The following is a 23422-nucleotide window of genomic DNA, read 5'->3' as shown; positions in this document are numbered from 1 at the left end:
CGACCGGGAAGTGCGCGCCGCTGACGTCAGCCACCACGCTCATCACGGCAGGAAGATCCGGACATGGAACCGCTCGCCACGCTCGTCGCCGTCACCGGCCTGCTGCTGCTCGCCGGGGCGCTCGGGGCCGTACGGCTCCGTCGGCCGACCACCGCGCTGCGGGGCGGCCTGGCGGCCATGTTCACCGTCACCGGGGGCGCGCACTTCATCGGGATGCGGGAGGAGATCGTCGACATGGTGCCGTCGGCCCTGCCGGCCCCGGGTCTGCTCGTCACGCTGACCGGCATCGCCGAAATCGCCTGCGCGCTCGGGCTGTTGTGGTCGCGGAGCACTCGGGTCGCGGCGGCCGTGCTCAGCGCGATGCTGGTCGTGATGTTCCCCGCCAATGTGTACGCCGCCGACGGTGACGTGCCCTGGTGGGACCAGCTCGGTCCTCGGACGGCCATGCAGGCCGTCTTCCTCGCGGCCACGGTCACGGTGCTGGTCCGCCATGGACGGGCGGTCGCGGAGCCCTCCTTGCGGTAGGGGAGAATGCCCGGCATGACGACTTGAAGAGCACCGGCCGGACGCCGACGATGGATCAAGGTCGGGACCTGGGACACCGTCCTCGACGGGGACCAACGGACCTGCGCCGCCTGCGGAACGCCCGTCCGCTCGTACCAACACCGGTTCCACCCACCCGGGTCCGCCCTGTTCGAGCGCTGCCTGGGTGTCGCGTGGTGCTCCGGCTGCCGGATCTACTCCGCCGACATGGTCCATGTCCCGCGCTCGCGCGTACTCGTCGACGCCCTGTCCTCCCTGGCTCCTGAGCACCGGGAACGGCTGGTGCGTTCGGAGACAGGGCTGATCGATTTCCTGCACACACACGGCCCTTCGGGGCCACCGGCGTAGGTCCGGAGCCCTCCTCCCCGAGTCTCCAAGATCATCCGGAAGTCCGATGCCTCCGTGCCGGGAGGGGAGCAGGCTTTCCGGTGAAGGACGAGTTCAGAAGGAGAGCACGCCATGTCGTATCCCGAGGACCTGACCTACCCGGAACCCCGCTACCACGGTGACAAGGGAGAGGTGAACGCGGTCTTCCGCCCCGCGGACACCCCACCGGACCTCTCCTCGCCCGGCGGCTCGACCAGCTACCTCGCCACCAACGACTCCACGGGCGGCGAATTCGGCCTGTACAAGGTGGAGTTGGCCGCCCGCGCTGCCGGAGCGAAGGTCCACTTCCACAAGGCCATGTCGGAGTCCTTCTACATCCTCTCCGGTGAACTGGAGCTCTACAACGGCGAGAAGTGGGTCAAGGGCCGTACCGGCGATTTCCTCTACGTCCCGGTCGGCGGCCTGCACGGCTTCCGCAACGCCACGGACGAACCGATGTCCATGCTCATGCTCTTCTCCCCGGGCGCCCCTCGCGAGGAGTACTTCGAACGCGTCGCGGAAATGTCCCAGCGCGGCAGCGAGGAGCTGAAGCGGTTCAGGGTGCGCCATGACAGCTACTTCGTGGAGGACTTCGACAACGGGGCGGAGCAGGCGGGGTAGCGCTGCTCACGCAGTCGTCGCCCACGTGGTCAGGCCTATGAGGGGGCAGGGCTGATCCGGGCGGGTGCTCGGCTCAGGGGAGCACGTGGTACGTCAGGTGCGTGACCTGGGTCGCCGATCGCGAACTCAGCTGCTCCAGCTTCAGTGGCGGGACGCCGTCGAACAGGCGCGTGCCCGAGCCGAACGTCACCGGCACGATGTGGAGGCGTAGTTCCTCGATCAGGCCGGCGGCGAGGTACTGGTTGATCGTGGTCGCGCCGCCGTGGACCAGGATGTCACCGTCACCCGCTGCCTCGCGTGCCTGCGCGAGTGCCGAAGCGATGCCGTCGGTGACGAAGTGGAACGTCGTGCCGCCGTCCATCGGCTGGGGCTCGCGCGCGTGGTGGGTGAGCACGAACACCGGTGCGTGGAACGGCGGGTTGTCGCCCCACCAGCCGTTCCATTCCCGGTCCCACGCGCCCCGCACGGGGCCGAACATGTTGCGCCCCATGATGAACGCCTTGGCCGCGCCCAACTGCTCGATCTCGGCCCGGTTCTCGTCGGCCCTGTCGAACATCCACGCGTGCAGCCGCGTTCCCGTGCCGTCGCCGCCGTCCTCGCCGAACGGGCGTTCCTCGGTCTGGTTGTGCCCGGCCGAGTAGCCGTCGACCGAGATCGTGATGTCGCAGATCACCCTGGCACTGACGCTTCTCTCGGGCATCGGTCCCACCTCCTCGGGGACACCCTCCCATGGGCAGGGACTCCCCGCCGCCCTGTCGCCGAGTTGTTCGAGAATGTGAACCAGATTCTGCCGGTGGGCTTGTCAGCCCCTGGGGTCACCCCTATCGTCTGCGGCCAGAAAGCGCTTTCTCGTTGTCGGAGCCGCTCCAGGAGAGCCGTATCGCGCAGCCGTTAGCACCGGACGAAGGACCACGCGTCGAACGGACCAAGAACACCTCAGGAGACAACCATGAGAAGACCACTCGCCCTACGTCTGTCCGCCGCCTCGGCCACGTTGGCCCTGGCGGCCGCGGCCGGTGTGGCGGCGCTGTCGATGCCCGCGGCGTCGGCCGCGACCGGCGGAGTCACCGGGTACGCGACGCAGAACGGGGGCACCACCGGCGGAGCCGGTGGGCAGACGGTCAAGGCCACCACCGGAACCCAGATCCACGCGGCGCTCTGCGGCCGGGCCAGCAGCAGCACGCCGATCGTCATCCAGGTCGAGGGCACCATCAACCACGGCAACACCGCGAAGGTCTCGGGCGACAGCTGCAACACCGCCGCCGGTGTGATCGAGCTGAAGCAGATCAGCAATGTGACCATCGTCGGAGTCGGCGGCGGGGCCGTCTTCGATCAACTGGGCATCCACATCCGTGAATCCAGCAACATCATCATCCAGAACGTCACGGTCCGGAACGTGAAGAAGTCGGGCTCACCGACATCCAACGGCGGCGACGCGATCGGCATGGAGGGCGACGTCCGCAACGTGTGGGTCGACCACGCCACCCTGGAGGCGTCGGGAGGCGAGTCGGAGGGTTACGACGGCCTCTTCGACATGAAGGACAACACCCAGTACGTGACGCTGTCCTACAGCATTCTGCGCAACTCGGGCCGGGGCGGCCTCATCGGGTCCAGCGAGAGCGATCTCTCCAACGGGTACGTCACCTTCCACCACAACCTGTACTCGAACATCGACTCCCGCGCCCCCCTGCTGCGCGGCGGCACCGCCCACGCCTACAACAACCACTACGTGAGCCTGAACGAGTCCGGCATCAACTCCCGCGCCGGCGCCAAGGCCAAGGTGGACAACAATTACTTCGAGGACTCCAAGGACGTCCTCGGCACCTTCTACACCGACCAGCGCGGCTCCTGGCAGGTCAGCGGCAATGTCTTCGACAACGTGACCTGGTCCTCCCCGGGTTCCGACAACTACCCCGCCGGGCCCAACCCGACGTCCAACACCACGGTCAGCATTCCGTACGCCTTCACGCTCGACGCCGCCACCTGCGTGCCCGACGTCGTGAGCCGCACGGCGGGCGCGGGCACCGGGCTCAAGGTGTCCGACGGCAACTGCACCCCCCAGACGCCGAACCCGACCCCGACCACGCCGACCCCGACACCCACCCCCACCCCAACGCCGACGCCGACTCCGACCCAGCCGACCGGGACCAACCTCAGCATCGGTGCCGGTGCCGACGGCTCCAGCAAGGCCGACGGCACGAGCTACGGCAACGTCCGGGACGGCGACATGGGCACCTATTGGTCGCCCAGCGGCTCCACCGGGTCCGTCTCCGTCAAGTGGGGCTCCGCCACCACCGTGGCCAAGGTCAACATCCGTGAGGCGGCCGGTTCCACCGGCGCCATCGGCTCCTGGCGGCTCCTCAACGCCGACACGGGCGCCGTACTGACCTCCGGAACCGGCGCGGGCGTGATCACCGTCCCGCAGACCTCGCTGAAGAAGATCACCTTCGAGATCACCGGTTCCTCGGCCACCCCGAAGGTGGCCGAGTTCGAGACCTACGGCGCGTAGCGGCACCACGGTTCCCGCTGTCCCGCCCAGGTGGGGCAGCGGGAATGGCCGAGGCGCTACGCCGCCAGGTCCCGCTCCAGCGCCCGAGCCGTCGCGTTCAGCGCCGCCACCAGCGCCTGGAGACGATGGGCGTCGTAGCGCACACTCGGCATGGACACCGAAAGGCCGGCCAACGCCGTGCCGTCCCGGTCGCGGACGGGCACGCCGATGGCGACCAGGCCCCGTTCGGAGCGCTCCTGGTTCACGGCGAAGCCGTTGCGGCGCAGGCGCTTCAGCTCGGTGCGCAGACGGGGCAGGTCGGGCCGGTCGCCGGGCCGGTCGTGATAGCGGGCGGGGGAGTAGACCTCGTCCAGTTCCTCGTCCGTCAGCTCGGCCAGCAGGAGCAGACCCGCCGTGGTGCGGTGCGCCGGGAAGACCATGCCCTCCCGGGAGCCGACCCGCAGTGCCTGGTGGCATTCGACGCTCGCGATGAAGCGGGCCGTGTCGCCCGTGCGGATGATCAGGTTCGCCGTCTCGTCCAGGACGTCCACCACCCTGTGCAGGTGCGGCAGCGCCGTCGCCCGCAGGCGTGAGACCAGGGACTGGGAGTGGGCCGCCAGCTCCAGGACCGGACCCGCCCGGTACACCCGGTCCTCGTCCTGCACCGCGAAGTCCCGGTACACCAGCATCGCCAGCAGCCGGTGCGCCGTCGATCGCGCGACGCCCAGGCGCTCGGCGATCCGGGAGACCGTCGCGCCACCCTCCAGCTGGAGGATCGTCGCCGCGCGCAGGGCGTGGTCCACGCTGGCGATGGGGTAGGGCGGGGGCGTCTTGAGGGGCTTGTCCATGGGGCGACCGTCTCCGAGCTCGATTCTGCTGTGCAGAATCTACCTGTTCTCCTGACGGACACGACGCACGCTGTCGTACGTGACCCAGTCCACCCGAACCACGCCATCCACCCAGCCGTCCCTCGCATCCCCGGTCCGCCTCCAGGCCGTCTCCGCGCAGGGGCAGCCCGAGGTCACCCCGGCGCTCGAAGAGCTGTACCGGGGCCTCGAACAGGAGCTGCTCGTCCCGCTGTGGACCGAGATCGGCGATCTGATGCCGGCCCACCCGCGCTCGCGCGCCGTGCCCCATCTCTGGCGCTGGGAGCGGCTGCGAGGGCTCGCGGAGCAGGCCGGGGATCTCGTTCCCGTCGGGCGCGGCGGGGAGCGTCGGGCCATCGCGCTGGCCAATCCCGCCCTCGGCGGCAGGCCCTTCGCCACGCCGACGCTGTGGGCCGCCATCCAGTACCTCATGCCCGGCGAGGACGCCCCCGAGCACCGCCACACCCAGCACGCCTTCCGCTTCGTCGTCGAGGGCGAGGGCGTGTGGACGGTCGTCGGGCGCGACCCGGTGGCCATGCGGCGCGGGGACTTCCTGCCGCAGGCCGGCTGGAACTGGCACGCCCACCACAACGCCACCGCCGCCCCCATGGCCTGGATCGACGGACTCGACATCCCCTTCCAGTACGCCGTCGAGGCGCAGTTCTTCGAGTTCGGACGCGAGGAGATCGGCGACGCCGAGCGCATCACCCCGGCCCGGTCCCGCTCCGAGCGGCTGTGGGGGCACCCCGGCCTCAGGCCCGTAGCGGCCGGTGCGACCGCCCCCGGCACCCCCCTCCTCGCCTACCGCTGGGAGCACACCGACCGGGCCCTCACCGACCAACTCGCCCTGGAATCCGAGGGATACGGCGGCACCGTCGAGCCAGGCCACGCCGCCGTACGGTTCACCGACCCCACCACCGGCGCCGACGTCCTGCCCACCCTGCGGGCCGAGATGCACCGCCTGGCACGCGGCACCGAGACCGCTCCGGTGCGCGCGACCGGATCGTCCGTCTACCAGGTCTTCGACGGATCCGGCACCGTGACCGTCGGGGACCGCACCTGGTCCGTCACCCGTGGCGACCTGTTCGTCGTCCCGTCCTGGCAGCCGCTGAGCGTCCGCTCCGAGGCCAGTGCCGGCGACTCCGACTCCGGCGCCATGGACCTGTTCCGGTTCAGCGACGCCCCCGTCTTCGAAGCCCTGCGCCTCGACCGTACGCAGGTGGAAGGAACCATCCGATGAAGCTCGCCACGCTCCGCACCGACGGCACCACCCGGGCCGTACGTCTCGAGGGCGATGTCCTCGTCGACCTCGGCGTCCCCGACGTGGGTGCGCTGCTCGCCGAGGAAGGGTGGGCCGCGCGCGCCGCCACAGCGACCGGGATCGCGTACCCGGTCGAGGGCGCCGACTTCGCGCCCGTTGTTCCGGTTCCCTCGAAGGTTGTGTGCGTCGGCCTCAACTACCGCAACCACATTAAGGAGATGGGGCGCGATCTGCCCGAACACCCCACCCTCTTCGCCAAGTTCGCGGACTGTCTGATCGGCGCGGGCGACGACATCGTCCGGCCCGACGAGACCGTGAAGTTCGACTGGGAGGTCGAACTCGCCGTCGTCGTGGGCGCACCCGCGCGTCGCGTCCGGGGCGCCGAGGCGGAGGCGGCCATCGCCGGGTTCACCGTGCTGAACGACATCACCTGCCGTGACTGGCAGTTCCGGACCCGGGAATGGCTCCAGGGCAAGATGTGGGACTCCACCACGCCCGTCGGCCCCTTCCTCGTCACTCCCGACGAACTGCCCGGCGGGGTGCGCCCCTCGCTCGACGTGCGGCTGCTCGTCGACGGTGAGGTCATGCAGGCGGACTCCACCGGCGACTTGCTCTTCGACCCGGTCGACCTGGTCGAGTACGTCTCCACCGTCGTGCGCCTCAACCCGGGCGACATCATCGCCACCGGCACCCCCGGCGGCGTCGGCCACGCCCGTAGGCCGGAGCGCTATCTCGTCGGCGGGGAGACCGTCGTCACCGAGATCGAGGGCATCGGCCGGCTGGAGAACCGGGTCGTCAAGGAGAAGCTCGTCTGATGCGCCGCACCTTCGAGGACGCCCGCCGCTGGGCCCGGCTCGGTACCGAACTGTTCCTGGGGGCGGCGGAGTCCGGGTTCGACGAGCCCAGCGCCCTGCCCGGCTGGACCCGCGCCCATCTCGTCGCCCATGTGGCGGCCAACGCCGACGCGCTCGGCAACCTCGTGCACTGGGCCGCCACCGGCGAACGCACGCCCATGTACGCCTCGCCCGAGGAGCGCGCCCAGGGCATCGAGCGGGGCCGCACCCTCCCCGGCGCCGAACTCGCCGCCTGGCTGTGTGACTCCGCGGCGGAGTTGGAGAAGGGGATGGCCGGGCTCGGGGACGAGCAGTGGCGAGCGCTGGTCGTCACCGCGCAGGGCCGGACCGTGCCGGCCACCGAGGTGCCCTGGATGCGGGCCCGCGAAGTCTGCGTGCACGCCGTCGACCTGGCCGGTCCCGTCACCTTCGCCGACCTTCCGGCCGACTTCCTGACCGCCCTGTGCGACGACGTCGTGGACAAGCGGTCCGCGGCGCCGGGACCGGCCGTATTCCTGCGGGCGCCGTCCGCCACCTGGGAACTGCCCGGAGAGGGCGAACCCGCCCTGGTAGCAGGTGAGTTGCACGACCTCGCCGCCTATCTGACCGGACGGGACACCGGCACCTCCGCCCCCGTGCTGGGCGCCTGGCTCTGAGGGCGGCCCGCCATGCTTCCGAAGGAAAGACCATGAACCCTGAATCCAGCCCCGACGTCCTGGTCGTCGGCGGCGGCATCGGCGGCCTCAGCTCCGCCTACGCCCTGGCCCGCCAGGGACTGCGCGTCCGCGTCCTGGAACGCGCCAAGGAGTTCGGCGAAGTCGGCGCGGGCCTCCAGATCGCCCCCAACTGCACCCGCATCCTCGCCGAGTACGGCCTGCTGGACGAAGCCCGGTCGCTCGGCGTGCTCCCCGAGAACATGGTCATGCGCGACGCGCTCGACTCCCGGGAGCTGACCCGTCTCGACCTGCGCGACCTCGAACGGCGCTACGGCTACCCGTACATGGTGATCCACCGCAGCGATCTGCACGGCATCTTCCTGCGCGCCTGCGAGCGCGCCGGGGTCGAGCTGCTGACCGACCGGACCGTCATCGGCTACGAGAACACCGCCGACGGTGCCCGGGTCCTCCTGGCGGACGGGCGCGTCGAGTCCGCTCCGATGGTCGTGGCGGCCGACGGGCTGAACTCCGTCGCCCGCCGCCTGCTCGTCGGCGACGACGTGGTCAGCTCCGACTACGTCGCCTACCGCGCCGCCGTCCCCATCGAGCAGGTCCGGGACAACGGCGTCGCGGCGAAGGACGTCACCGTCTACATCGGCCCGCGCTGCCACTTCGTCCAGTACGCCCTGCGCGGCGGCGACATGTTCAACCAGGTCGCCGTGTTCGAGTCGCCCAAGGCCCTGGCCGGGCAGGCCGACTGGGGGACGCCCGACGAGCTGGACGCGGCCTTCGAGGCCACGTGCGACACCGTGCGCAAGGGCATTCCGCTGATGTGGCGGGACCGTTGGTGGCAGATGCTCGACCGGGACCCCGTGGAGAACTGGGTGCACGGCCGCGTCGCCCTGCTCGGGGACGCGGCGCATCCGCCGCTCCAGTACATGGCGCAGGGCGCGATCATGGCCATCGAGGACGGCTGGGTGCTGGCGCGGCACTATGCCGGGCAACGGGACTGGGACGCGGCCCTCGCGGCCTATGAGGCGGTGCGCGTCGAGCACTGCCGCCGGGTGCAGAGCACCGCCCGCGAGTGGGGCAAGCTGTGGCACCTCGACGGGACGCCCCGGCTCCAGCGCAACGAGATCATGCGGGCGCGGGACACCTACGACTACGGCTTCACGGACTGGGTGTACGGCCCGACCGCGCTCACCCCGGACGAGGAGCCGGCCATGTTCACGCCGGTCCCGCTGAGCACTGTCAGTGGTGCGCCGTAGCCTTCGGATCATGGCGACACTCGACGACATCGAAGCACTGCTGGGAGAACCCCGTTTCCACTGGTCCGACCCCGCTCCCTGGGATCGGCTCGAACGGGAACTCGGGGTCTCCTTCCCCGCCGACTTCCGGGAGATAGCCGACGCCTACGGTCCGGTCCTGATCAACGATCAGGTGCGCTTGGACCACCCTGGCCACGCGACCAGGAACCTGGGCGAGACGATCAAGGAGGAGATCGAGTTCTGGCTGGAGGAGGACGAGGACCAGGAGAACATCCCGCGCAAGGCAGGGGCGCTGCCTGGGGAGTTGTTGCCGGTGGCGACCTGCTCGCAAGGGGAGACGGTCTTCCTGCGTGTGCCGGAGAGTCCGTCGGAGCCCTGGGCCGTGGGCGTCCACGAATGGGACAGCTTCAGCTTCGTGCTCCACGAAAAGCCGTTCAGCGACTGGCTGCTGGCGTACCTCAGGAACGAGGACACCACGATGTACTCCTCCGAGTCCGACCCAGGTCGCCCGTTCTACGAGCCTATGAAGTGACGACGCTGGGGCCCACCTCGGCCGGGTAGGCCCGTGCCGCGGCCGTGCGTGGTCGCGGCAGTTGGGGCAGGTGCGGGCGGCCGGGGACCCCCGCCTCGATGTCCGCGATCAGCGCGCGCAGCGCCTCGTGGCCGTGCGGGACGGCCGGCGCGCCGTCGAGTGCCGTCAGCGTGCGCCGGGCGCGATGGAGGGCGCGGGTGTCGCGGCCCTGGCGGTGGTCGACGTAGGCGGTGGCGTAGCGGGCGAGCAGCGTGGCCCAGTCGTCGTCGCGGACGTCCGGCCGGGCCAGTGCGCGCCGGGCCGTCCGGCGGGCGGCGCCGGGCGCGAACGTGGCCTGGGCGACGGCCTGGGCGGCCAGACTGACGGCGGGGGAGGGGCCGTACTCCGGCCGGGAGGGGACCGTGCGCGCGGACTCGGCGAAGTGCTCGACGGCGCCGCGCGGATCGTTCTCGTGCAGGGCGATCAGCCCCTGTACGTGCGCGATATGACCGACAGCGGTGTCGTCGCCGGCCAGGACCGCCTGCGGCCAGGCCCGCCCCAGCAGCGCGCGAGCGGCCTGCGGATCGCGGCCCGCGGTGAGCCAGGCGGCCAGCCACCGCCCGCGCACGTTCACCGGGTTGTCCGCCGGGCACAGCGGCAGCAGCCGCAGCAGATAGTCCCGTCCCTCCTCGGCATGGCCGTACACCACCCACCAGAACCACAGGCCGACCACCGTCTCCAGGGCGGTGACACTCCGGTCGGGCCGGTGCACCGCCTGGTTCAGTACGGCGGTCAGCTCCTCGCGCTCCTCGTGCACGAGCGCCACGGCCTGGCTCTGGAGGCCCGTCGCCCACAGGTGCCGCGCCGTGTCGGCGATCCGGCGGGAGTGCGTCGCCCGGCGTTCCTGGGCCGTCTCGCACTCGCCCGCCGCCCGCAGCCGCTCGGTGCCGAAGTCCCGCGCGGCCCGCGTCATCCGGTAGCGCGGCGGCCGTGGTCCACCGGGGTCGCGGACCGGTTCGAGGACGTTGATGGCCGCCAGCCGGGCCAGCAGGGACGGCACCTGCCGGGGCGCCACGCCACCGCCGCCGCACAGGAAGGACGCGGTGGACTCGTCGAACGCCCCGGTAAACACGCTGGCCCTGCCCCAGACGATCCGCGCGGCACGCTCGCACAGTGCGTAGCTCGCCCCGACGGTGGCCCGCAGCGAACGGTGCCGGCGCAGCGCGGGGCCCTCGCCGTGCAGCCAGCACTGGTGCACCTCCAGGACGGCGGCGAGGTCGTGCACCTGCTGGAACGCGAGCTGCTCGGCGGCCAGTTCGAGGGCGAGCGGGACCCCTTCGAGCGAGCGGCAGATCCGCTCCACCGCCCGCTGATCGGCGCCCTCGGCACGGAAACCGTCCACCGCGGCCCGGGCCCGGCGCAGGAAGAGTTCCACCCCGGGACCTGCGGCGAGCGGCGGCAGCCTCAGCACCTGTTCCTCGCCCAGCCCCAGCGCCTGTCGCGAGGTCACCAGCACCCGCAGTCCGGGCACGGCCGCCAGCAGCCGCTGCACCAGCCCCATGGCCGCCCGCTGGACCGGGTCCACGTCATCGAGGAGGAGCAGGACGCCCGTCGCGGGCAACTCCCGCACCAGGTCGGCGAAGTCACCCTGCGGGCGCTGGCCGGTGAGCGCCCGGCGCACGGCCCGCGCCAGTGTCCCCGGGGCGCCCGAACACTCACCCTGCCCGTGCACATGGACGATCTGCCGCCATGGCCCCCGTGCTCCCACGGCCGCCGCCAGCCGGCTCTTGCCGACGCCCGCCCGCCCGGTCACGGTCACCAGCCGGTGCTCCGTCAGCAGCCGCTCCAGCCGGGCCGACTCCTGTGCTCGCCCCACCAGGTCATCGGTGGCTCCGGCGCCGCACACCCCTGGCGCCGCCGAGCCGCCGACGCACTTCCACACGTTCATGATTTCCCGCACTCTCCGGACACCAGGGTTCGGTGACACCGGTCCGGGGTCGGCGACCCGGAACGCAGAACCGTCACTGCTGCGGTGTCACGGCATTCCAACGCGGGATTCGCGCCCAAGGTGGCGACCGGTTCGGCGGGACCACACGCCGCAGCGATCGCTCGAACTGGTGTTTGGTCAATGGAGGCGGGTGGGGGCGTGCGCTCCGGCGTACGGAATCGGACGAGGGGAAGGTGCCGGATACCCTGGCGCAATGATCGAGAATCTTCCGCCCTGTCCGAAGTGCTCCTGCGAGTACACCTACGAAATGAACGCCCTGGTGGTCTGTCCCGAGTGCGGCCACGAGTGGGTGCCCGCCGACAGTGAGGGCGAAGCCGCAGGTGAGCGGGTCGTGAAGGACGCCGTGGGCAATGTGCTGCGGGACGGCGACTCCGTGGTAGTCGTCAAGGCGCTCAAGGTCAAGGGCAGCCCCTCGGGGATCAAGGCCGGGACCAAGGTGCGCAACATCCGTCTCGTCGACGGGGTCGACGGGCATGACATCGACTGCAAGGTCGAGGGGTTCGGGGCGATGCAGCTGAAGTCCAGTGTGGTCAAGAAGGCCTGACCTCACCCCCCGTGTCGGGCGGGTCGCGACGGGAGTCGCACGCTGCGGAATTGCAAAATTTCGCAATTGACTAGATGCTGTGCTGGCTGTACTCGCAGGGGAGACCGAGGCCCGTACGGAGGCATGACCCATGACCACCGGGCTCGAAGCCCTGCCCTGGCGGCATGTGCTCACCCTGCCCACCGAGCCGGCCGCCGTCCGGATCGCCCGCGAGACGGCCGAGCAGGTCCTGGTCGAGTGGGGCATCGGGGTACGTCACTCCGCGGCGGACCCCTCCCTGCTGATCCTCAGTGAACTGGTGACCAACAGCGTCCGGCACGCCGCCGCCGTCTCCCCGACGGTGACCGTGATCTACGGCGCGGGCCCGGACTGCCTGGTCCTCGCCGTCCACGACCGCCACCCCTACCGGCCCGAGCTGTGCGGGCCGCTCGCCGGTGGCGGCGGCGGTCTGGCCACCGTCATGGAACTCGTCCGCGCGCTGGGCGGTACGGCCGTGGTCCGCGCGGACGGCGACGGCCGGGGCAAGAGCGTCTGGGTCACCCTTCCGCTGTGACCGAGCGGCAGGTGGCCGGGGGTCCGGTCTCCTCGGCTGACCTCGGTGAATTGCTAAAGTTGGCAACTCCTGAGGTCATCACCGCCGGTGCCGCAGGCGAGGATCGGAGGGGCGCCACGGTGAGCACGCCGCTGTATCAACTGAAGGCCGAGTTCTTCAAGACCCTCGGTCATCCGGCCCGTATCCGGGTGCTGGAGCTGCTCAGCGAGCGCGAGCACGCCGTCGCCGAGATGCTGCCGGAAGTGGGCATCGAACCCGCGCACCTCTCCCAGCAGCTGGCCGTGCTGCGGCGGGCCAACCTCGTGGTCACGCGCAAGGAGGGCTCGACCGTGTACTACTCGCTGACCAGTCCGCATGTCGCCGAGCTGCTCCGGGTCGCCCGCACCATCCTCTCCGGCGTCCTGGCCGGCCAGGCCGAACTGCTCGCCGACCTCAAGGCCGCGCAGGAGGAGGCGAAGCCGTCGTCCTAGCGACGGCCGTTTTTGCGCATTGGCTGGTCTTCGCCTTGTGGATGATGCGTCCACCCCCTCACAAGTTCGGTTTAGGTTAGGCTAACCTTGCCGCGTGCGATCAGAAGAAGAGAGCTCCGCGGCCCCGCGCCCCCGTGGCCATGAACTGTCGGCCACCGCCGTCACCGTGGCCTACGACGGCGTGGACGTCGTGCATGACGCGTCGGTGGCGCTGCGGCCCGGTGAAGTGACCGTGCTGGTGGGGCCGAACGGCAGCGGGAAGTCCACGCTGCTGCGAACGATCGCGCGGCTGCAGCGGGCGAGGACCGCCACGCTCGTCATCGACGGTGCCGACGGCCTGACCCTGACGCCCCGTGAGTTCTCGCGCCTGGTCGCCCTGTTGACCCAGGGCCGGCCCACACCCAGCGGGCTGACGGTGCGGGACGTCGTCGAGTTCGGCCGCTACCCCTACCGGGGCCGCTGGGGCCGCGCGGATCCGGACGGCCGGGCCGCGGTGGACCGCGCGCTGGCCATGACCGGCGTCGCGGAACTCGCCGAGCGCGGCGCCGAGCACCTCTCCGGCGGCCAGCTCCAGCGGGTCTGGCTCGCGAGCTGCCTCGCCCAGCAGACCGGCGTAGTGCTGCTGGACGAGCCGACGACCTACCTCGATCTGCGCTATCAGATCGAACTCCTCGACCTCGTCAGGGATCTGGCGGACGACCACGGGATCGCGGTCGGCGCCGTCCTGCACGACCTGGACCAGGCCGCGGCCCTCGCCGACCGGATCGTGCTGCTGCACCAGGGACGGATCATCGCCGACGGCCTCCCCGAGGACGTCCTGACCGCCCAGCGGCTGACCGACACCTACGGCATCCGCATCGAAGTCGGCACCGACCCCCTCACGGGCCGGCTGCGCACCCGCGCGATCGGCCGGCACCACACGCGAAGCGAAAGGCTCAGCACACCCTCATGAGACGCCTCCTGATGACCGCGGCGGCCGCCACCGCCGCGGCGCTCACCCTGGCCGCCTGCGGTACGACCGAGCCCGCCGCCGACAGCGACGACGCCAAGAAGACCAGCGAGCGCATCACCCTCACCGACGCCTCCGGGGCGAAGGTCGAACTCGACGGACCGGCCACCAAGGTCGTCGGCACCGAGTGGCACGAGGTCGAGCTGCTGGTCTCGCTCGGCGTGGACCCGGTCGGCGTCGCCGACGTCAAGGGCTACAGCACCTGGGACCAGGCCGTCCCGCTGAAGAACGAGCCCAAGGACATCGGCACGCGCGGCGAGCCGAGCATGGACACCATCGCCGCCCTCAAGCCGGACCTCATCGTCGCCAGCACCGACCTGCCGCCCGCCGCGGTGAAGCAACTGCGCGAGGTCGCCCCGGTGGTGGAGGTCCGTTCCGCCGACGCCGCCGACCCGATCGGGCAGGTGACGGAGAACCTCGACCTGCTCGCGAAGGCCACCGGCACCACCGAGCAGGCCGACCAGATCAAGGAAGACTTCGACGCGAAGCTCGCCGAGGGCAAGAAGGCCCTCGCCGACGCCGGTCTCGACGGCGCCCAGTACGCCTTCGCGGACGGCTACGACATCTCCAACCAGGTCTCGATCCGCCCCTTCACCAGCGGCTCGCTCATCGGCGCCGTCAACGAGAAGCTCGGCCTGAAGAACGACTGGACGGTCAAGGGGGACGAGAGCTACGGCCTCGGCTCCACCGACGTCGAGGGGCTCACCAAGCTGAGCGACGACGTGCACTTCGCCTACATCGGCAACGACGGCGACAAGAGCAGCACCCCGTTCACCGACGCCCTCGCCAAGGACAAGGTGTGGACGTCGCTGCCGTTCGTGAAGAAGGGCAATGTCCACCGACTGCCCGACGGCATCTGGATGTTCGGCGGTCCCGAGTCGATGAACCAGTACATCGACTCCGTCGTCGCCGCGCTGACGAAGTAGCGCCATGGCCGTCACCGCGACAACTCCCGCCACCCGTCCGCCGGTCACCACGTCCCGGACGGGAGCGGCCGCGGTGACGGCCGCACTGGTCCTGCTGGTCGCCGCCCTCGCGGTCGTCGACATCACGCAGGGCACGGCCGCCGTCGGCGCGGCCGAGGTGTGGAAGGCGTTCACCGGGCAGGCGGACGCCGCCGACTCCTCCGTCGTCATCGCCTCCCGGCTGCCCAGGATGACCGCCGGGCTCCTCGTCGGCGCCATGCTCGGCATGGCGGGCGCCGCCCTCCAGGCCGTCAGCCGCAACGTCCTCGCGTCCCCCGATACCCTCGCCGTCAACGCCGGTTCCTACCTGGCCCTCGGTCTGGTCGCCGTCACCGGTGTCTCGCTGCCGCTGCTCGCCTCCTCCGGCGTCGCGCTGCTCGGCAGCCTCGCCGCGGCGGCCGTCGTGCTCGGCCTGTCCGGCCTCGGCGCGGGCACGGTACGGCTGGTGCTCGCGGGCACCGCCCTCATGCTCGGCCTCAACGCCGTCACCGAAGGGCTGCTCCTGCTGTTCCCCGAGGAGACCCACGGGCTCTACCAGTGGAACCAGGGCAGCATCGGCCAGAACGGCTTCGACGGCGTGATCCGGATGGCGCCGCTCGGCCTCGTCGGGCTCCTCGGGCTGCTGCTGGTCGCCCGCAGGGTCGACGCGCTGGCGCTCGGCGACGACGCCGCCCGGGGTCTCGGCGTGCCGGTGCGCGCCACCCGCGTCACGGCGGTCGTGCTCGCGGCCCTGCTGTCCGCCGCGTCCGTCACCCTCGCCGGACCCATCGGCTTCGTCGGCCTGTGCGCCCCCGCCCTCGTCCGCCCCCTCGCCCGCAGGTACCGGGAGTTCACCCGGACCCGCGCGGGCCTTCCGGTCACCGCGCTGACCGGCGCCGCGCTGGTCCTCGGCTCGGACGTGCTGCTGAGGTCCCTGGTCCCGGCGGACCTCGCGGTCGCCGTGCCCACGGGTGTCGTCACCAGCCTCGTCGGCGCCGTCTTCCTGATCGTCATGGCCGTACGGCTGAAGGACACCGCGGCCTCGGCCGCACCCGACCGGCTGCGCATCAGAAGCCGCGCCGTCTTCGTCTCGGTGACGGCCGTTCTGGTGCTCGTGCTCGTCGGGGTCACGATCGCCGCCGTACTCCTGGGCGACGCCAAGCTGTTGCTCGGCGATGTCGTCAACTGGGCGCAGGGCAGGTCGGGTCAGACCGTCTCCTTCGTGCTCGACACCCGAATGCCCCGGGTCCTCGCCGCGCTGCTGGCCGGAGCGGCCCTCGCCCTGGCCGGGACGCTCATCCAGGCCGTGACCCGCAACCCCCTCGCCGAGCCCGCCGTGCTCGGTGTCTCCGGCGGGGCCGCGCTGGGTGCCGTACTGCTGGTGACGACCGTGCCGCTGGCCGGGAGCTGGGGCCTGGCGGGTGCGGCGTTCGCGGGCGCGGCGGTCAGTTCCGTCATCGTCTTCGGGCTCGCCGCGCGGGGCGGGTTCCAGCAGAACCGCCTCGTCCTCGTCGGCATCGGCGTCGCCACCGCCGCGACCGCGCTGATCAGCCTGCTGATCGTTCTCACCGACCCGTTCAGCGCGGTCAAGGCCCTCACCTGGCTGTCCGGTTCGACGTACGGCCGGACCCTGCCGGACATCGTGCCGCTCGCCGTGGTCGTCGCGCTGGGTCTGGTCGTGGCGGTGCTGCGGCGCGCGGAGCTCGACCTGGTCTCGCTCGACGAGGACACCCCGCGGCTGCTGGGCATGGACCTGGCGCGGGGACGCCTCGGTTTCCTCGTCCTGGGCGTGCTGCTGAGCGCCACCGCGGTCGCCGCCGCGGGCACCATCGGATTCGTGGGACTCGTCGCCCCGCACGCGGCCCGCGCCCTGGTGGGCCGCCCGCACGCCCGGGTCGTCCCGGTGGCGGTCCTGCTCGGTGCGATCCTGGTGTGCACGGCGGATCTGCTGGGCCGGACCGTGATCGCGCCGGCGCAGCTCGGCGCGGGGATGGTGACCGCGGTGATCGGTACGCCGTACTTCCTGTATCTGCTGGTGCGCAGCCGCCGTTGAGGGTTCTGTTGGTGGAGCCCGCCGTCACGGGTCCTGTCGGTTCAGCCTGCGGCGGGCGACGAGTTCGACGGTCAGGGCCACCGACAGGGCCTCCACCGCCAGCAGGGCGATGAGTACGAAGACCTGGACCGTGCCCGCGAGTACGGGGGAGGCGCCGGCCAGGAGCATGCCGACGAAGGCGCCCGGCAGCGTGACCAGGCCGACCGTGCGGGTCTGGTCCAGGGCGGGCAGCAGGGCGTCCGAGGCGGCGCCGCGGGCCACTTCGAGGTGGGCGTCGCGGTCCGGGAAGCCCAGTGACAGCGCCGCCTCGACCTCCCCGAAGCGCCCGGCGACCTCGTCCAGCGCGCGTCGGCCGGCCAGCACGGTCGCGGTCAGCGCGCCGCCGATGAGGATGCCGGTCACCGGGACGACGGCGATACCGGGCACGGTCAGCAGCCCGGCCAGCACCAGGGCGGCGACGACCGGCGCCACCGGGACCGCGATCGGCAGCGCCGCCCACCACCAGGTGCCGTTCGTGGTGATCCGGCGTCCCGCGGTACGGGTCGCCACGGCGAACATCAGGAACAGGAAGCCGATCAGGGCCGCGGTGTGGTGCACGGCCCAGCCGATCACCAGGGACACCGCGGCCAGTTGCAGCGCCGCCCGCACGCCCGCCGTCACGACCTCACGGGCCCGTCCGTACGACTCGTCCGGCGCGAGCCGGAAGACGGCGGCCACCGCGGTGGCCACGAGCAGCAGGACGACGAGGGCGACGGCGAGCGTGGCGTTGACGGGCAGCAGGGTGTCGGCGGCGAGGGGACGCACGGGTGGTGTCTACTCCCGGGAACTGCCCGCATTCTGCGCCAGGAGGGAGCCGCAGATCTCCCCGGCGCGGACCGCGGTCGTGGACAGCAGGGTCGAGGTGAGGCCGTGGGTGTGCTCGGTGCCGCCCTGGAGGTAGATCTCCGCCCGCACATGCGCGGCGGTCTCCACCCGGTGGTCGCGTCCGACCCGGAGCTGGTCCTCCTCGTCCCGCAGACAGAGCTTGGCGATCTCCCCGAGATGGTCGCCGATGCCCCGGGGCTGATAGCCGGTGGCATAGACGATCACATCGCAGGCAAGTTCCTGGCGCTGCCCGGTCGGCAGGAACTCCACCGTCACCCGCAGCCCGTCGGCGCCGCTCGCGACCTCGCGGATGCGGGAGACGTTCAGCATCCGCAGCCGCTGTCTGCCCTGGACCTTCTCCTGGTACATCGTGCGCGACAGCGACTCGATCAACTCCATGTCGACCACGGAGTAGTTGGTGGAACGGTGGTAGTCGTGCAGCGACTGCTTCACCTCCGGCGGCGCACCGAAGTACAGGTCCACCGCCTCGGGGTCGAAGATCCGGTTGGCGAAGGGGCTGTCGTCCGCTGGTGTGTAGCCGTACTTGGCGAACACCGAGCAGATCTCGGCATCGGGGAAGGTGCGGTGGAGGTAGTCGACGGCCTCGGCGGCGCTCTGTCCGGCACCGAGGACGACGGCACGGCGAACGGGTGTGCCAGAGCGGGTGAGTTGGTCCACGCGTGGCAGTAACTCGCTGTTGTGCCAGACCCGTTCGGACCGCGCGGCGCCGGGCGGCAGATGCGGTTCCAGCCCGGTGGCCACGCACAGGGTGCGGGTCCGGCGTACGGTCAGCCGCTCCGGGGCGGCGGGATCGCGGCTGGCCACGTCGAACCAGCGGACCTCGCCGTCCTCGGTGACCGGCTTCACGGAGACCACCTCGGCGGCGTACTCGACGAGGTGCTCGACCCGGCCGGCGGCCCACTCCAGGTAGTCGTGGAACTCGATGCGCAGCGGGAACAGGGTCTTCTGGTTGAGGAAGTCGACCAGCCTGCCGCGCTCGCGCAGATAGCACAGGAAGCTGAAGTCGCTGGTGGGGTCACGCATCGTCACCAGGTCCTTGAGGAAGGACACCTGCATGGTGGCGTCGTCGATCAGCATGCCGCGGTGCCAGCCGAACCGCGGTTGCCGTTCCAGGAATCCGACGCGGAATCCGGCTCCCTGATGTGGGCTCACGCCGTGCTCGTGGAGCGCGATCGCGAGTGCGAGATGGGACGGGCCGAAGCCGAGGCCCAGTACGTCGTAGATGGAGTCCGGATCACTGTGCAGCGTCGTCACCGCGTCATCGCCTCCTGTAGGGGGAGTTCACAGTGTTCTCAGATCAGGGACACAGTCTCCCCCGAGCAGGCACATGCTAGATAAGGTTAGCCTTACCTAGCAATGGCTGAGGAGGGCTTATATGCGGGTCGTCATGTTCGGGTACCAGACCTGGGGGCACCGGACGCTACAGGCTCTGCTGGACTCCGAGCACGAAGTGGTCCTGGTCGTCACCCACCCCAAGAGCGAGCACGTCTACGAGCGGATCTGGAGCGACTCCGTCGCCGACCTGGCCGAAAAGCACGGCGTACCCGTGCTGTTGCGCAACCGGCCGGGCGACGAGGAACTCCTCCGGGCGCTCAAGGACGCCGAGCCGGACATCATCGTCGCGAACAACTGGCGCACCTGGCTGCCCGCGGAGATCTTCGACCTGCCGCCGCACGGCACGCTCAACATCCACGACTCGCTGCTGCCCTCCTACGCCGGCTTCTCGCCGCTGATCTGGGCGCTCATCAACGGCGAGCAGCAGGTCGGGGTCACCGCCCACCGCATGGACGCCGAGCTCGACATGGGCGACATCCTGCTCCAGCGCGCGGTGCCCGTCGGGCCCGCCGACACCGCGACCGACCTGTTCCACCGCACGGTCGACCTGATCGGCCCGGTCGTCCGCGAGTCCCTGGACCTCATCGCCTCCGGCCGGGCCGAGTGGATCGCGCAGGACCGCTCCCGGTCGAGCTTCTTCCACAAGCGGTCCCTGGAGGACAGCCGGATCGACTGGACCTGGCCCGCCGAGGACCTGGAGCGCCTGGTGCGGGCCCAGTCGGACCCGTACCCGAGCGCCTTCACCCACCACCGCGGCGAGCGCCTCAGGATCGTCAAGGCAGCGGTGTCCCAAGGCCGTTACGGCGGCACCCCGGGCCGGATCTTCATCCGCGAGGGGGACGGCATCGTCATCGTGGCCGGGGCCGGGGCGCGTTCGGGGCGGCTGCCCGGTCTGCTGGTCCAGCGGGTGCGGACCGAGGACGGCACCGAACACGCGGCAACCGACTACTTCCGCACGATGGGGGGCTACTTGACGGCACGTCCGTAACCGCCGAGGGCGCCGGTCCGACCGGCCTCAGCCGGCCGCGACCGGCGCCGCGTCCTCGATTCCCTCGTGGTGGCGCCCCATCGGGATCACCATCGGTGTCCCGCTCACCGGGTCCGTGCCCACGACACAGCGCAGCCCGAAGACGTCCTGCACCATCGCCGCGGTCACCACCTCGGCCGGAGCGCCCTCGCCCGCGATCCGGCCCCCCTTCATCGCGACGATGTGATCGGCGTACCGGCAGGCCTGGTTGAGGTCGTGCAGCACCATCACCACCGTGCGGCCCTGATGCCGGTTGAGGTCGGTGACCAGGTCCAGGACGTCGATCTGATGCGCGAGGTCGAGATAGGTCGTCGGCTCGTCCAGCAGCATCACCGGGGTGCCCTGGGCGACGGCCATGGCGATCCAGGCCCGCTGCCGCTGCCCGCCGGACAGCTCGTCCACCGCCCGGTGCGCCAGGTCGGCCATGTCGGTGGCGCGCAGCGCCTCGTGCACGGCCTCCTCGTCGGCCGACGACCACTGCCGCCACCAGGTCTGATGCGGTGAACGGCCGCGTCCCACCAGGTCGATGACGGTCAGCCCCTCGGGCGCGACGGGGGACTGCGGCAGGATGCCGAGCCGCTGCGCGAGGGTCCGGGTGGGGATCGAGTGGATCGAGCGCCCGTCCAACGCGACCGCCCCGGCCTTGGGGTTCAGCAGCCGGGCCAGGGCCCGCAGCAGCGTGGACTTGCCGCACGCGTTGGCCCCGACGATCACGGTGACCCGGCCGGTCGGCACCACCAGGTCGAGATCCTCGACCACCACCCGGTCGTCGTACGCCAGTTTCAGTGCCTCTGCGCGCAGTTCGGGGCCGCGGGCCTCGGCGGAGTCGGTCTTCGACACTTGTCAGCCTCCTGAACCGGCGCGGTTGGCGCGGATGAGCAGCCACAGCAGGATGGGCGCGCCGAGCACACCCGTGACGATCCCGACCGGAAGCTCCGTGTCCGACAGGAGCTTTCGGGCGACGAGATCGGAACCCAGCACCATCACGGCACCGGTCAGTCCCGCGGCCACCGGTGGCGGGAAGGCCGTACCGGCGAGGCGCTGGGCGACCTGGGGCGCGGCGAGCGCCACGAACGCCACGGGTCCCGCGGTGGCGGTGCCGAAGGCCACCAGGCCGACGGCGGCGAGGAGCACGGCCACCCGGACCGTCTGCACGCGTGTCCCGAGGCCCCGGGCGACGTCGTCGCCGAGTTCCAGCGTCCGCGTCAGCCGGCCGAGGAGCAGCGCGGGTGGGAGCAGCAGGGCCATCGCCCAGGCGAGCGGGGTGATCTGGTCCCAGGTACGGCCGTTGAGGTTGCCGACCAGCCAGCCCAGCGCGGCCTGCGCCTGGAAGCGCTGCCCCCGGGCCATCAGATAGTCGGTGGCGCTGGTGCAGATCCAGGCGACGCCGACGCCGACGAGCACGATCCGGTAGCCGCTGGTGCCCCGCTTCCAGGCCAGCGCGTACACGAGCAGCGCGGCGGTCAGCGCGCCGAGCAGACCGAGCGCCTGGGTGCCGAGGCCCCCGTCCCAGCCGAGGACGATGCCGGCCACCACGGCCGTACCGGCGCCCTGGGTGATGCCCATCATGTCGGGGCTGGCGAGCGGATTGCGCGTCAGGGTCTGGAGCAGGGCGCCGGAGACACCGAACGCGATCCCGACGAGCAGGCCGGCGAGGGCCCGGGGCAGGCGCAACTCATGGACGATCAGCTCGGTGGCGGGATCGCTCGCGCCCACCAGCGCCCGCATGACGTCGCCGAGCGGCAGCGCGATGTCCCCGACCGAGGTCTCCACGGCGAACAGCAGGAAGGCGGCGGCCGCGAGCACCAGGCACACGACCAGCAGCCGGGGACGCAGCAGCCCGGAGACGGGCGGCACGGCGAGGCGGAAGGGGACGCGTCCGGCGGTGCGGCGGGGTGCGGCCGGGGCCGCGGCGCCTTCGGGGCCCGGTGCGGGGGCGAGGTCGGCGGTCATGGGTCACCAACTCCGCGAGCCGGGGGCGCTGTGCTTCACGGCGTGCCCGTTCCGCGAACCGGAGGCGGCGTACGGGCGCGGCGGAGGCGCGAGGTCGGTCGGCATGGCTCACAGCTCCGCGAGTCGTCGGCGGCGCACCAGGGCGATGAAGAACGGGCCGCCGAGGAAGGCGACCAGGATGCCGGCCTGGATCTCGACCGGCTTGGCGATCAGCCGTCCGGCGATGTCGGCGGCCAGCAGCAGACAGGGCGCGAGGACGGCCGAGAGCGGCAGCAGCCAGCGGTGGTCCGGGCCGATCCCGGCGTACTGCGCGAGCACGCGGGCGATGTGCGGCACGACCAGGCCGACGAAGACGACCGGCCCGATGACGGCGACGGCGCCGCCGGTGAGCAGGGTGACGGCCAGCACGCCCTGGACCCGGACCACGCCGACCCGGAGCCCGAGCGACCGGGCGACGTCGTCGCCGAGCGCGAGGCGGTTGAGGGCGGGCGCGCAGGCCAGGGCGAGTACGGCGCCGACCCCGAGGAACGGCAGGACGCGCAGCAGGACTTCCTCGCTCTGGTTGGCCAGAGAGCCCGCCGACCAGAACCGGTAGCGGTTCAGGGCGTCCGGGTCGGTCAGTGCGATGGCACTGGTCAGCGAGAACAGCAGCGAGGTGACCGCGACACCGGCCAGCGCCAGCTTCACCGGGGTCGAGCCCGAACGTCCGAGTCCGCCCAGCAGATAGACCAGCACGCTGGCGGCCATCGCCCCGGCGAACGCGAACCAGATGAAGCCGTACACCGAGCCGATGCCGAGGACCCCGACGGACACCACGACGGCGAAGGCGGCGCCCGCGCTCACGCCGAGGATGCCGGGGTCGGCCAGCGGATTGCGGGTCAGCGCCTGCATCAGCGCGCCCGAGAGGCCGAGCGCGGCGCCGGTGGCGAGACCGAGGGCGGTACGGGGCAGTCGTACCGACCAGATCACGTTGTCGATACGGGAGTTGGGCGCATCGCCGAGGAGGGTGTGCCAGACCTGGTCGAGGGGGACGCCGAGCGCGCCGTACGTCATCGACAGGCCGCACAGGACCAGCAGTGCCGCGCCCGAGAGCGCGAGCAGGAGTACCGCGCGGGGGCCTTTTGCCGCCCGGACCGCCGAGGTCCCCAACGTCACTTCCTTCGGTCAGCCTTGCCTTAACTGGACGGACTTTAGGCCGAGTTCGGCCATCGTCCCATGCCCTTGGACA

23 protein-coding genes are annotated in these 23422 nt (G+C 71.4%); 15 read left to right on the top strand and 8 right to left on the bottom strand.

Annotated features, from left to right (window positions below; all coding sequences use genetic code 11):
• Positions 1-63 precede the first annotated feature (63 nt).
• Positions 64-525 (top strand): DoxX family protein, encoded by a 462-nt coding sequence (locus STRCI_RS04935; protein ID WP_269657595.1) that lies wholly within the window; start codon positions 64-66, stop codon positions 523-525.
• A 477-nt stretch (positions 526-1002) separates the two neighbouring features.
• Complete coding sequence (locus tag STRCI_RS04930) at positions 1003-1530, top strand: cupin domain-containing protein (RefSeq protein WP_269657594.1); 528 nt, start codon at positions 1003-1005, stop codon at positions 1528-1530.
• Positions 1531-1603: 73 nt separating this feature from the next.
• On the opposite strand, the gene STRCI_RS04925 is transcribed toward STRCI_RS04930, so the two are convergent.
• Positions 1604-2230, bottom strand: a complete 627-nt coding sequence (locus STRCI_RS04925) for a dihydrofolate reductase family protein (RefSeq protein WP_269657593.1) — start codon at positions 2228-2230, stop codon at positions 1604-1606.
• Positions 2231-2479: 249 nt separating this feature from the next.
• Here STRCI_RS04925 and STRCI_RS04920 point away from each other — a divergent pair, with 249 nt between their 5' ends.
• Entirely contained in the window at positions 2480-4039 is a 1560-nt protein-coding gene (locus STRCI_RS04920; protein WP_269657592.1) for a pectate lyase family protein, read from the top strand.
• Positions 4040-4095: 56 nt separating this feature from the next.
• Here STRCI_RS04920 and STRCI_RS04915 read toward each other — a convergent pair whose 3' ends face one another.
• Complete coding sequence (locus tag STRCI_RS04915; protein WP_269657591.1) at positions 4096-4866, bottom strand: IclR family transcriptional regulator; 771 nt, start codon at positions 4864-4866, stop codon at positions 4096-4098.
• 79 nt (positions 4867-4945) lie between these two features.
• Here STRCI_RS04915 and STRCI_RS04910 point away from each other — a divergent pair, with 79 nt between their 5' ends.
• The 5 genes from STRCI_RS04910 to STRCI_RS04890 are packed head-to-tail and all read left to right on the top strand — an operon-like array spanning position 4946 to position 9434.
• Positions 4946-6124 carry a cupin domain-containing protein gene (locus tag STRCI_RS04910; protein WP_418953307.1) on the top strand — a complete coding sequence of 393 codons (1179 nt, stop codon included), beginning with the start codon at positions 4946-4948 and terminating at the stop codon, positions 6122-6124.
• Positions 6121-6960 carry a fumarylacetoacetate hydrolase family protein gene (locus STRCI_RS04905; protein WP_269657590.1) on the top strand — a complete coding sequence of 280 codons (840 nt, stop codon included), beginning with the start codon at positions 6121-6123 and terminating at the stop codon, positions 6958-6960. Before STRCI_RS04910 ends, STRCI_RS04905 begins: the two co-directional genes overlap by 4 nt.
• On the top strand, positions 6960-7634 hold the full coding sequence (locus STRCI_RS04900; RefSeq protein WP_269657589.1) for a maleylpyruvate isomerase family mycothiol-dependent enzyme: 675 nt from the start codon (positions 6960-6962) through the stop codon (positions 7632-7634). The genes STRCI_RS04905 and STRCI_RS04900 overlap by 1 nt, the downstream gene beginning before the upstream one ends.
• A 32-nt stretch (positions 7635-7666) precedes the next feature.
• Positions 7667-8902, top strand: coding sequence for an FAD-dependent oxidoreductase (locus STRCI_RS04895; RefSeq protein ID WP_269657588.1), 1236 nt, complete (start codon positions 7667-7669; stop codon positions 8900-8902).
• Between the two features lie 10 nt (positions 8903-8912).
• Positions 8913-9434, top strand: coding sequence for an SMI1/KNR4 family protein (locus STRCI_RS04890; protein ID WP_269657587.1), 522 nt, complete (start codon positions 8913-8915; stop codon positions 9432-9434).
• Here STRCI_RS04890 and STRCI_RS04885 read toward each other — a convergent pair.
• Positions 9424-11361 carry an ATP-binding protein gene (locus STRCI_RS04885; RefSeq protein ID WP_269657586.1) on the bottom strand — a complete coding sequence of 646 codons (1938 nt, stop codon included), beginning with the start codon at positions 11359-11361 and terminating at the stop codon, positions 9424-9426. The two genes, STRCI_RS04890 and STRCI_RS04885, sit on opposite strands and share 11 nt — an antisense overlap.
• Positions 11362-11614: 253 nt before the next feature.
• On the opposite strand from STRCI_RS04885, the gene STRCI_RS04880 reads away from it, so the two are divergent.
• The 6 genes from STRCI_RS04880 (at position 11615) to STRCI_RS04855 (ending at position 16994) form a co-directional block, all read left to right on the top strand.
• The gene (locus STRCI_RS04880) at positions 11615-11965 is read left to right on the top strand and encodes a zinc ribbon domain-containing protein YjdM (protein ID WP_269657585.1); all 351 of its coding nucleotides are present in this window, start codon (positions 11615-11617) and stop codon (positions 11963-11965) included.
• A 130-nt stretch (positions 11966-12095) separates the two neighbouring features.
• Entirely contained in the window at positions 12096-12518 is a 423-nt protein-coding gene (locus STRCI_RS04875) for an ATP-binding protein (protein ID WP_269657584.1), read from the top strand.
• A gap of 119 nt (positions 12519-12637) precedes the next feature.
• Positions 12638-12988, top strand: a complete 351-nt coding sequence (locus tag STRCI_RS04870) for an ArsR/SmtB family transcription factor (RefSeq protein WP_269657583.1) — start codon at positions 12638-12640, stop codon at positions 12986-12988.
• A 94-nt stretch (positions 12989-13082) separates the two neighbouring features.
• Positions 13083-13940, top strand: a complete 858-nt coding sequence (locus STRCI_RS04865) for an ABC transporter ATP-binding protein (RefSeq protein WP_269657582.1) — start codon at positions 13083-13085, stop codon at positions 13938-13940.
• Positions 13937-14923: an ABC transporter substrate-binding protein gene (locus tag STRCI_RS04860; RefSeq protein WP_269657581.1), complete on the top strand. Its 987-nt coding sequence runs from the start codon at positions 13937-13939 to the stop codon at positions 14921-14923. Before STRCI_RS04865 ends, STRCI_RS04860 begins: the two co-directional genes overlap by 4 nt.
• 4 nt (positions 14924-14927) lie before the next feature.
• A complete protein-coding gene (locus tag STRCI_RS04855) occupies positions 14928-16994 on the top strand; it encodes an iron ABC transporter permease (protein ID WP_269657580.1) in 2067 nt (688 codons plus the stop codon).
• A gap of 24 nt (positions 16995-17018) precedes the next feature.
• On the opposite strand, the gene STRCI_RS04850 is transcribed toward STRCI_RS04855, so the two are convergent.
• Both STRCI_RS04850 and STRCI_RS04845 read right to left on the bottom strand, forming a co-directional pair.
• The gene (locus STRCI_RS04850; RefSeq protein WP_269657579.1) at positions 17019-17798 is read right to left on the bottom strand and encodes an ABC transporter permease; all 780 of its coding nucleotides are present in this window, start codon (positions 17796-17798) and stop codon (positions 17019-17021) included.
• Between the two features lie 9 nt (positions 17799-17807).
• On the bottom strand, positions 17808-19133 hold the full coding sequence (locus STRCI_RS04845) for a lysine N(6)-hydroxylase/L-ornithine N(5)-oxygenase family protein (RefSeq protein WP_269657578.1): 1326 nt from the start codon (positions 19131-19133) through the stop codon (positions 17808-17810).
• Positions 19134-19254: 121 nt separating this feature from the next.
• On the opposite strand from STRCI_RS04845, the gene STRCI_RS04840 reads away from it, so the two are divergent.
• Positions 19255-20202 carry a methionyl-tRNA formyltransferase gene (locus STRCI_RS04840; protein WP_269657577.1) on the top strand — a complete coding sequence of 316 codons (948 nt, stop codon included), beginning with the start codon at positions 19255-19257 and terminating at the stop codon, positions 20200-20202.
• A 27-nt stretch (positions 20203-20229) separates the two neighbouring features.
• Here STRCI_RS04840 and STRCI_RS04835 read toward each other — a convergent pair whose 3' ends face one another.
• The 3 genes from STRCI_RS04835 to STRCI_RS04825 form a co-directional block, all read right to left on the bottom strand.
• A complete protein-coding gene (locus STRCI_RS04835) occupies positions 20230-21081 on the bottom strand; it encodes an ABC transporter ATP-binding protein (RefSeq protein ID WP_269657576.1) in 852 nt (283 codons plus the stop codon).
• Positions 21082-21084: 3 nt separating this feature from the next.
• On the bottom strand, positions 21085-22194 hold the full coding sequence (locus STRCI_RS04830) for a FecCD family ABC transporter permease (protein WP_269657575.1): 1110 nt from the start codon (positions 22192-22194) through the stop codon (positions 21085-21087).
• 108 nt (positions 22195-22302) lie between these two features.
• Positions 22303-23343 (bottom strand): FecCD family ABC transporter permease, encoded by a 1041-nt coding sequence (locus STRCI_RS04825; protein ID WP_269657574.1) that lies wholly within the window; start codon positions 23341-23343, stop codon positions 22303-22305.
• Positions 23344-23422: the final 79 nt, after the last annotated feature.

This window comes from Streptomyces cinnabarinus, from assembly GCF_027270315.1.
Classification (GTDB): Bacteria; Actinomycetota; Actinomycetes; order Streptomycetales; family Streptomycetaceae; genus Streptomyces; species Streptomyces cinnabarinus.
The sequence above is the reverse complement of the archived record's forward strand: the minus strand, read 5'-3'. Positions and strand labels throughout refer to the sequence as shown.

Bases quoted from the DNA above. Each gene is read 5' to 3' on its own strand.
- STRCI_RS04890 (WP_269657587.1), top strand. From the start codon at position 8,913: ATGGCGACACTCGACGACATCGAAGCACTGCTGGGAGAACCCCGTTTC.
- STRCI_RS04895 (WP_269657588.1), top strand. From the start codon at position 7,667: ATGAACCCTGAATCCAGCCCCGACGTCCTGGTCGTCGGCGGCGGCATC.
- STRCI_RS04840 (WP_269657577.1), top strand. From the start codon at position 19,255: ATGCGGGTCGTCATGTTCGGGTACCAGACCTGGGGGCACCGGACGCTA.
- STRCI_RS04885 (WP_269657586.1), bottom strand. From the start codon at position 11,361: ATGAACGTGTGGAAGTGCGTCGGCGGCTCGGCGGCGCCAGGGGTGTGC.
- STRCI_RS04860 (WP_269657581.1), top strand. From the start codon at position 13,937: ATGAGACGCCTCCTGATGACCGCGGCGGCCGCCACCGCCGCGGCGCTC.
- STRCI_RS04855 (WP_269657580.1), top strand. From the start codon at position 14,928: ATGGCCGTCACCGCGACAACTCCCGCCACCCGTCCGCCGGTCACCACG.
- STRCI_RS04900 (WP_269657589.1), top strand. From the start codon at position 6,960: ATGCGCCGCACCTTCGAGGACGCCCGCCGCTGGGCCCGGCTCGGTACC.
- STRCI_RS04935 (WP_269657595.1), top strand. From the start codon at position 64: ATGGAACCGCTCGCCACGCTCGTCGCCGTCACCGGCCTGCTGCTGCTC.
- STRCI_RS04925 (WP_269657593.1), bottom strand. From the start codon at position 2,230: ATGCCCGAGAGAAGCGTCAGTGCCAGGGTGATCTGCGACATCACGATC.
- STRCI_RS04875 (WP_269657584.1), top strand. From the start codon at position 12,096: ATGACCACCGGGCTCGAAGCCCTGCCCTGGCGGCATGTGCTCACCCTG.
- STRCI_RS04880 (WP_269657585.1), top strand. From the start codon at position 11,615: ATGATCGAGAATCTTCCGCCCTGTCCGAAGTGCTCCTGCGAGTACACC.
- STRCI_RS04915 (WP_269657591.1), bottom strand. From the start codon at position 4,866: ATGGACAAGCCCCTCAAGACGCCCCCGCCCTACCCCATCGCCAGCGTG.
- STRCI_RS04905 (WP_269657590.1), top strand. From the start codon at position 6,121: ATGAAGCTCGCCACGCTCCGCACCGACGGCACCACCCGGGCCGTACGT.
- STRCI_RS04920 (WP_269657592.1), top strand. From the start codon at position 2,480: ATGAGAAGACCACTCGCCCTACGTCTGTCCGCCGCCTCGGCCACGTTG.
- STRCI_RS04830 (WP_269657575.1), bottom strand. From the start codon at position 22,194: ATGACCGCCGACCTCGCCCCCGCACCGGGCCCCGAAGGCGCCGCGGCC.
- STRCI_RS04930 (WP_269657594.1), top strand. From the start codon at position 1,003: ATGTCGTATCCCGAGGACCTGACCTACCCGGAACCCCGCTACCACGGT.